The organism is Klebsiella sp. CN_Kp097 (assembly GCF_040064495.1).
GTDB classification, from domain to species: domain Bacteria; phylum Pseudomonadota; class Gammaproteobacteria; order Enterobacterales; family Enterobacteriaceae; genus Klebsiella; species Klebsiella aerogenes.
Window position 1 is genome coordinate 88,498 of the sequence record NZ_JBEAIL010000025.1, and the last position, 7,224, is coordinate 95,721.

Consider the following 7,224-nt stretch of genomic DNA (forward strand, 5'->3'; position numbering starts at 1 on the left):
TTGCAGTTGCTATAAAAAAGGCCTCGCTATTGCGAGGCCTTTTAGCTTTTAAGGGGAAATTACCCCTTAATTTGCTGCACCAGGTAGTTCACGATATCCCCGGTCTTAATCAGCTGCTTCTCGCCGTTGCGACGATGTTTGTATTCGATATCATCGTTGTCGAGGTTACGGTCGCCCAGCACGATGGTGTGCGGGATGCCGATCAGCTCCATATCGGCGAACATCACGCCCGGACGCTCTTTACGGTCGTCCATCAGCACGTCGATGCCATGCGCACGCAGCTCGGCGTACAGCTTCTCGGCCAGCTCCTGCACGCGATAGGACTTGTGCATGTTCATCGGCAGAATAGCGACCTGGAACGGCGCGATGGCGTCCGGCCAGATAATCCCGCGATCGTCAAAGTTCTGCTCAATGGCTGCGGCCACTACGCGGGTCACCCCAATACCGTAGCAGCCCATGGTCAGGACCTGGTTGCGGCCGTCTTCACCCTGTACCGCGGCATTCATCGCCTGGGAGTACTTGGTGCCCAACTGGAAGATGTGGCCGACTTCGATACCACGCTTGATAAGCAGAGTACCTTTACCATCCGGGCTCGGATCGCCGGCAACGACGTTACGAATATCAGCAACTTCCGGAGTCGCGACATCGCGATCCCAGTTAATGCCGAAATAGTGTTTGCCATCGATGTTGGCGCCGGCGGCGAAATCGCTCATGGCCGCGACGGTACGGTCGATAACCACCGGAATCGGCATGTTTACCGGACCGAGAGAACCCGGGCCGGCGTTAACGATAGCGCGGATCTCTTCTTCGCTGGCGAAGGTCAGCGGGCTGGCGACCTGCGGCAGTTTTTCCGCTTTTACTTCGTTGAGTTCGTGATCGCCGCGTACCAGCAGGGCGACCAGCGGGTAGCTGCTATCTTCTACCGCTTTCACCAGCAGGGTCTTAACGGTTTTTTCGATTGGCAGATTGAACTGCTCAACCAGCTCGGCGATGGTTTTCGCGTTCGGCGTGTCTACCAGCGTCATTTCTTGCGTCGCGGCTGCGCGCGGCTCTTTCGGCGCGACGGCTTCGGCAAACTCAATGTTCGCCGCGTAGTCGGAGCTGTCAGAGAAGATCACGTCATCTTCGCCGCTCTGCGCCAGTACCTGGAACTCATGGGAAGCGCTACCGCCGATCGAACCGGTGTCAGCCTGTACCGCGCGGAAATCCAGCCCCATACGGCTGAAGATTTTGCTGTAAGCGGTATACATCGCGTCGTAGGTTTCCTGCAGCGATTCCTGAGAGGTATGGAAAGAGTAAGCATCTTTCATCAGGAACTCACGGGAGCGCATCACGCCGAAACGCGGGCGAACTTCATCGCGGAACTTGGTCTGAATCTGATAAAAGTTCAGCGGCAGCTGTTTATACGAGTTCAGCTCATTTCGAATCAGGTCGGTAATAACCTCTTCGTGAGTCGGCCCGAGAACGAACGGACGATCGCCACGATCGGCAATGCGCAGCAGCTCAGGGCCATATTGTTCCCAGCGGCCGCTCTCCTGCCACAGTTCAGAAGGCTGAACTACCGGCATTAACACCTCGATAGCACCGGCGTTGTTCATCTCTTCACGCACGATGTTCTCGACTTTTTTCAGAACGCGCACGCCGGTCGGCAGCCAGGTGTACAACCCTGAGGCCAGCTTGCGGATCATCCCGGCGCGCAGCATCAGCTGATGGCTGATGACTTCGGCGTCGGCAGGTGTCTCCTTCAGAGTGGAGAGCAGATATTGGCTAGTACGCATGTTGTTACGGTTCCATTTGGACGATCGGAACAGGCTGGAGAGCCAGCCTGAAACAAAAAAAGTGGTTTAGTTTACCAGTGTGGCAAAGATGCCAAAAGAGAGGAAAATAAAATTAGCGCGGTTCGAGAGAAAAGACTTCAAAACCGGAGGGGATTACCCGCCAGCGCACGTTGAAATCGAGCAACCAGACGGCGTAGGTTTTTCCTGCTTCTTCCTCTTTGCGATAAGCCGGGCGCGGATCCTGCGCCAGTACTTCACGGATAAACGCTTTGATATGCGGGTAGCGTTTTTCCAGCGTCAGTAACTGTGCTTCTATTTCCGGCGTAAAGCTGACATTCATGCCTGCCAGCGGCGCCTGTTGCGCATAGCTGGCGCTGGCATCAGGCAGGGCTTCGGCAAAGGGAAGATAAGGTTTGATATCAACCACCGGCGTGCCGTCAACGAGATCGAGGCTGCCAAGTTCCAGTATTACCTGATCCTTCTGGCAGCGAACGCCTTTCAGTTCAACCAGCGACATGCCGATAGGGTTGGGGCGAAATGTCGAGCGGGTCGCGAAGACGCCCATGCGCGCGTTGCCGCCAAGGCGGGGAGGGCGCACGGTCGGGCGCCAGCCGCCAGCCATGGTCTGATGAAAGACGAACAGCACCCACAGATGGCTGAAGTTTTCCAGTCCACGCACGGCGTCAGCCTGGTTATAGGGCGCGAGCAGATGGAGTTCTCCGCCGCCGTGTTCAACCAGACCAGGCTGGCGAGGAACGGCAAACTTCTCTTTATACGGCGAGCGGATGACGCCTATTTGCGCGAACTGAAATGCACTCATTGCGCCGAGACGTTAAGCGCTGAACCCAGGCAAACGGCCTGACGGTAGCAGCCTGGCGTACCGCTGGTCACTTCGCAGCTGTGCAGCAGCACGGCGTTGGCCTTCATTTTGGCCGCGTTGATTTGCATGCGTTTACGGGCGGTCGGGATGTTCGGTGGGGAGTCCTGGTTTGAAGCCTGGAATGATTCGCCGCTCACTTCACCCAGATCGCGGAAGGGTTTCCCAACCAGCGCGGCGGCATCGGTATAGATTCTGACCGGCGCGGGACGTGAGACTTTTGGTTTAGCCGTTTCCGTCTGGACTGGCGTGGTTGCGGTGCTTTTAACAGGCTCAACGGGGGATCTGCTTAGCATAGAACAACCGCTTAACATGAGTGCTAACAAACAGACCGGTAAAGCACGCATAGTATTTCCTCAATGAATTATAAAACAGGGCGCTATTGAATCAGGTGCTTGCAAAAATGACAAGACGGGCATAAAGCCCGTCCTGAATGATATTACGCTGAAAGCAGATTACCAGCCTTTCACTGCGCCGCCGTTAAAGATTTTGTTAGCGGCTTCGTAAACTTCATCGCTTTGGTAAGCCTGAACAAATTTCTTAACATTTTCCGCGTCTTTATTATCTTCGCGGGCGACGATCAGGTTTACGTACGGCGAGTTTTTGTCTTCAACGAAGATACCGTCTTTCGCCGGCGTCAGGCCAATCTGGCTGGCGTAGGTGGTGTTGATGACTGCCAGAGCGATCTGCGCGTCGTCCAGAGAACGCGGCAGCTGCGGTGCTTCCAGCTCAACGATCTTCAGGTTTTTCGGGTTCTCAACCACATCCAGAGACGTCGGCAGCAGACCTACGCCTTCTTTCAGTTTAATCAGACCCACTTGCTGCAGCAGCAGCAGGGAACGGCCGAGGTTGGTCGGATCGTTCGGTACGGCAATCTGTGAGCCCGGCTGCAGTTCGTCCAGAGATTTGATTTTCTTCGAGTAGCCTGCAATCGGATAGACGAAGGTGTTGCCGACGGAAACCAGCTTATAACCGCGGTCCTTAATCTGCTGGTCGAGATACGGTTTGTGCTGGAAGGCGTTAACGTCGATGTCGCCTTTGCTCAGCGCTTCGTTCGGCAACACGTAGTCGTTGAAGGTCACCAGCTCAACGTCAAGGCCATACTTCTCTTTTGCCACTTTCTGCGCAACTTCAGCAACCTGCTGTTCCGCACCGACGATCACGCCGACTTTAATATGGTTAGGATCTTTTTCATCCTGACCGCAACCCACCAGAGCCAGAGAACCGATTAATGCGCCAACTGCCGCAAAGGTTTTGAAATTAAAGGCCATGTTATTTCCTTCCTGTAAGAATTAGTGTTGTGTGTCAATAACGTTATTTGTGAGTCACAGCCCGGACGATACGATCGCCAGAGAATTGAATTAAATAAACCAGAATAACCAGCAATACCAGTACGGTGTTCATTACCGTCGCGTTATAGCCGATGTAGCCGTACTGATAGCCAATCTGACCCAAGCCACCGGCACCGACCGCACCGCCCATTGCGGAATAACCCACCAGGGTGATGAGCGTAATGGTGGCGGCGTTCACCAGACCCGGCAGCGCTTCAGGGAGCAGGACTTTACGCACGATCTGCATTGGCGTTGCGCCCATCGCGCGTGAGGCTTCGATAAGCCCGGTCGGGATCTCCAACAGCGCGTTTTCCACCATACGTGCGATAAACGGCGCGGCGCCAACCGTTAATGGCACAATCGCTGCCTGCAGGCCGATAGAGGTACCGACGATCACGCGGGTAAATGGAATCATCCACACCAGCAGAATAATAAATGGAATCGAGCGGAAGATATTAACCAGCGCCGATAGCGTACGATACAGCCGGGCGCTGGCGGCAATCTGCCCCGGACGGGTAACGTACAGCAGCACGCCGACCGGCAGGCCGAGCACAAAGCCAAAGAAGCCGGAGACAAACGTCATAGCCAGCGTTTCCCACACGCCGCGAACCAGCAGCCAGATCATTGGTTCAGACATATCCCAGTACCTCTACTTTTACATGATGTTCCTGCAGCCAGGCGATCGCCGCCTGGGTATCTTCCTGTGTGCCGTGCATTTCGGTCAGCATGATGCCGAACTTCACTCCGCCGGCGTAATCCATCTGCGCGCTAATAATGTTGTTATTCACATTAAAGCGGCGGGCGGTTTCCGACAGCAGCGGCGCATCGACGGAATGGCCGGTAAACTCCATACGCAGCATCGGCACGCTGTCAGGCAGCGGCGTGGGCTTCAGGCGCGCCTGATAGTCATCCGGAATATCCAGATGCAGGGTAGATTGAATAAACTGTTGGGCCAGCGGCGTCTTTGGATGGGAGAAGACTTCGCTCACGGTGTCCTGCTCGATCAGTTGACCATTGCTAATGACCGCCACACAGTCGCAGATACGTTTAACTACGTCCATTTCATGGGTGATCAACAGAATGGTCAGCCCCAGACGACGGTTAATGTCTTTCAGCAGTTCGAGGATCGAACGGGTCGTTGCCGGGTCCAGCGCGCTGGTGGCTTCATCGCACAGCAGCACCTTTGGATTGCTGGCCAGCGCGCGGGCAATCGCCACACGCTGTTTCTGGCCGCCGGAGAGGTTCGCCGGATAGCTGTCATGCTTATCGCCAAGACCAACCAGGTCAAGCAGTTCATTAACACGGCGTTTGATTTCCGCCGGCGGTGTGTTATCCAGCTCAAGCGGCAGCGCCACGTTGCCGAAAACGGTACGTGAAGCGAGCAGATTAAAGTGCTGGAAGATCATGCCAATCTGACGGCGCGCGCGAGTCAGTTCTTTTTCAGTCAGCGCGGTGAGTTCCTGGTTATCTACCTGCACGCTGCCTTCGGTTGGGCGTTCCAGCAGGTTAACGCAGCGAATCAGCGTACTTTTACCTGCGCCGGAAGCGCCGATCACGCCGTAAATTTGCCCGGCAGGGACATGCAGGCTGACATTGTTCAGCGCCTGTATGGTGCGGTTCCCCTGCTGGAACACTTTGGTAATATTCGAAAGTTTAATCATCAGTTATTTATTATCGTTTAGCCGTTTGCCGTGGCATTTTCTTCTGCCGTGTGCAGGCGATGCCTGTCAATGAAATGGATGTTAAGGCATCCAGACGTCTAAATCAATCTGACTCTTTATAATGAGCACTTTCTTGCATGCCGAAACATGCGATACTAACGGCATTAGCCTTTATCAGGAGCAAACCGGTGGCAAAGTCTGTACCCGCAATTTTTCTCGACCGTGACGGCACGATTAATATCGATCATGGTTATGTCCACGAAATCGACAACTTTGAGTTTATCGACGGCGTCATTGATGCCATGCGTGAACTAAAGGCAATGGAATTTGCGTTAGTGCTGGTGACCAACCAGTCAGGTATCGCGCGCGGTAAATTCACGGAAGCGCAATTTGAGACCCTCACCGAATGGATGGATTGGTCGCTGGCAGACCGCGGCGTGGATCTCGACGGTATCTATTATTGTCCGCATCACCCGCAGGGGAGCGTTGAAGAGTTCCGCCAGACCTGCGATTGCCGTAAGCCGCATCCGGGGATGCTCATTTCCGCACGCGATTTCCTGCATATTGATATGGCCGCTTCTTATATGGTGGGTGATAAACTCGAAGACATGCAGGCGGCTGCGGCGGCGAATGTCGGAACGAAAGTGCTGGTGCGTACCGGTAAGCCGGTTACCGAAGAAGCGGAAAGTGCAGCGGATTGGGTGCTAAATAGCCTGGCGGACCTGCCTGCGGCTATCAAAAAGCGGCAAAAATAAGCGTTACGTATAAAAGATGAGCGGTTGAAATAAAAATGTATTTTTCCGCTTGTCATTCCCGGCGGGCTCCCTATAATGCGCCTCCATCGACACGGCGGATGTGAATCACTTCACACAAACAGCCGGTTCGGTTGAAGAGAAAAATTCTGAAATTCAGGGTTGACTCTGAAAGAGGAAAGCGTAATATACGCCACCTCGCGACAGAGCGCTAAAGCGCGTCGCAACTGCTCTTTAACAATTTATCAGACAATCTGTGTGGGCACTCAAAGTGACATGGATTCTTAACGTCCTCGGACGAAAAATGAATACCAAGTCTCTGAGTGAACATGCGTAATTCATTACGAAGTTTAATTCACGAGCATCAAACTTAAATTGAAGAGTTTGATCATGGCTCAGATTGAACGCTGGCGGCAGGCCTAACACATGCAAGTCGAGCGGTAACACAGAGAGCTTGCTCTCGGGTGACGAGCGGCGGACGGGTGAGTAATGTCTGGGAAACTGCCTGATGGAGGGGGATAACTACTGGAAACGGTAGCTAATACCGCATAACGTCGCAAGACCAAAGTGGGGGACCTTCGGGCCTCATGCCATCAGATGTGCCCAGATGGGATTAGCTAGTAGGTGGGGTAATGGCTCACCTAGGCGACGATCCCTAGCTGGTCTGAGAGGATGACCAGCCACACTGGAACTGAGACACGGTCCAGACTCCTACGGGAGGCAGCAGTGGGGAATATTGCACAATGGGCGCAAGCCTGATGCAGCCATGCCGCGTGTATGAAGAAGGCCTTCGGGTTGTAAAGTACTTTCAGCGAGGAGGAAGGC

The 7,224-nt window shown here is 54.2% G+C and carries 7 protein-coding genes and 1 rRNA gene; 2 read left to right on the plus strand and 6 right to left on the minus strand.

What is annotated here, in order from left to right; genetic code table 11:
• Window positions 1–59 precede the first annotated feature (59 nt).
• The 6 genes from proS to metN all read right to left on the minus strand — a co-directional run bounded on the left by proS (window position 60) and on the right by metN (window position 5,647).
• On the minus strand, window positions 60–1,778 hold the full coding sequence (gene proS, locus ABLV07_RS20350; RefSeq protein WP_015368141.1) for a proline--tRNA ligase: 1,719 nt from the start codon (window positions 1,776–1,778) through the stop codon (window positions 60–62).
• A 112-nt stretch (window positions 1,779–1,890) separates the two neighbouring features.
• A complete protein-coding gene (gene tsaA / locus ABLV07_RS20355; protein WP_020079574.1) occupies window positions 1,891–2,598 on the minus strand; it encodes a tRNA (N6-threonylcarbamoyladenosine(37)-N6)-methyltransferase TrmO in 708 nt (235 codons plus the stop codon).
• Window positions 2,595–3,002: an Rcs stress response system protein RcsF gene (gene rcsF, locus ABLV07_RS20360; RefSeq protein WP_348853791.1), complete on the minus strand. Its 408-nt coding sequence runs from the start codon at window positions 3,000–3,002 to the stop codon at window positions 2,595–2,597. The genes tsaA and rcsF overlap by 4 nt, the downstream gene beginning before the upstream one ends.
• Before the next feature lie 108 nt (window positions 3,003–3,110).
• Window positions 3,111–3,926 (minus strand): methionine ABC transporter substrate-binding lipoprotein MetQ, encoded by an 816-nt coding sequence (gene metQ / locus ABLV07_RS20365; RefSeq protein WP_015368138.1) that lies wholly within the window; start codon window positions 3,924–3,926, stop codon window positions 3,111–3,113.
• Between the two features lie 43 nt (window positions 3,927–3,969).
• Window positions 3,970–4,623 (minus strand): methionine ABC transporter permease MetI, encoded by a 654-nt coding sequence (locus ABLV07_RS20370; RefSeq protein ID WP_015368137.1) that lies wholly within the window; start codon window positions 4,621–4,623, stop codon window positions 3,970–3,972.
• On the minus strand, window positions 4,616–5,647 hold the full coding sequence (metN, locus tag ABLV07_RS20375) for a methionine ABC transporter ATP-binding protein MetN (protein ID WP_032709919.1): 1,032 nt from the start codon (window positions 5,645–5,647) through the stop codon (window positions 4,616–4,618). Before metN ends, ABLV07_RS20370 begins: the two co-directional genes overlap by 8 nt.
• 188 nt (window positions 5,648–5,835) lie before the next feature.
• On the opposite strand from metN, the gene gmhB reads away from it, so the two are divergent.
• Both gmhB and ABLV07_RS20385 read left to right on the plus strand, forming a co-directional pair.
• Window positions 5,836–6,402, plus strand: coding sequence for a D-glycero-beta-D-manno-heptose 1,7-bisphosphate 7-phosphatase (gmhB, locus tag ABLV07_RS20380; RefSeq protein ID WP_348853790.1), 567 nt, complete (start codon window positions 5,836–5,838; stop codon window positions 6,400–6,402).
• A 369-nt stretch (window positions 6,403–6,771) separates the two neighbouring features.
• Window positions 6,772–7,224 (plus strand): 16S ribosomal RNA (locus ABLV07_RS20385); the annotation flags it as partial.